The organism is Veillonella seminalis (assembly GCF_003992065.1).
In the GTDB taxonomy this organism is placed as follows: Bacteria; Bacillota; Negativicutes; order Veillonellales; family Veillonellaceae; genus Veillonella_A; species Veillonella_A seminalis.
Genome location: NZ_RQUZ01000025.1, coordinates 1 through 769, shown reverse-complemented (window position 1 = coordinate 769; position 769 = coordinate 1). Strand labels below are relative to the sequence as shown.

The 769-nt window shown below is 37.1% G+C and carries 1 pseudogene; it reads left to right on the top strand.

Annotated elements, in window-relative coordinates:
- Positions 1–201 precede the first annotated feature (201 nt).
- Positions 202–769 (top strand): annotated as a pseudogene (locus tag EO126_RS10645) (IS256-like element ISVra1 family transposase); the annotation flags it as partial.

Genomic DNA, 769 nt, shown 5'->3' with positions numbered 1-769 from the left:
TTTGGCCTATAGGACATTTTGAGTTGGTTTTTAGACCGATGAGACTAGTATTTATCTAGTCTTGTCGGTCTTTTAAATTTTTAACTAGATTTTAAAGGGTGGACAAAATGTGTTGGTAAAAAGTCTGAAACCCCTTGCTATATAAGGGTTAAATAAGGTTATATCTTTCTAGAAAATATATTTTTTAGGAGGTATTACTTTATGAGAAAAATTAAATGTCCTTATTGTGGGTTTGACTGTATAAAATATGGAAAAATTCGAATAGGTAGCCAACGATGGCGTTGTAGAGAATGTCATCAAGTTTTTACTAAACCTTATGATCATACAAACTCTGACTTTCGGCTTTTTCTTCAGTGGTTGTTCAGTAAAAATGTACAAAAAGATATGCCCGGTGTCGGTCGTAATTTTCGCAGAAAAACAGTTAAATTCTGGGAACTTTGGCCTTTGTTACCCAAAGTTGAAACTCAACGCTCGATTGTATTCATTGATGGTATTCACCTTGGAAGAAAGGCCTGTATATTAATCTGTTGTGATGAAAAGCATGTGTTAGGTTGGTATGTATGCCGAGCTGAACGAGCGCAGGCTTGGGAGGCTTTGATGAACCGTATTGCTACGCCTAAAGTCGTTGTATCTGATGGTGGTACCGGATTTCGGAAAGCATTAAAAAAAGTTTGGCCAAAGGCCAAACTTCAAAGATGTATTTTTCATGCTTCTCAGCAAGTAAAAAGATATACGACAACCCGTCCTAAAACACTTGCCGGTGCAGAGC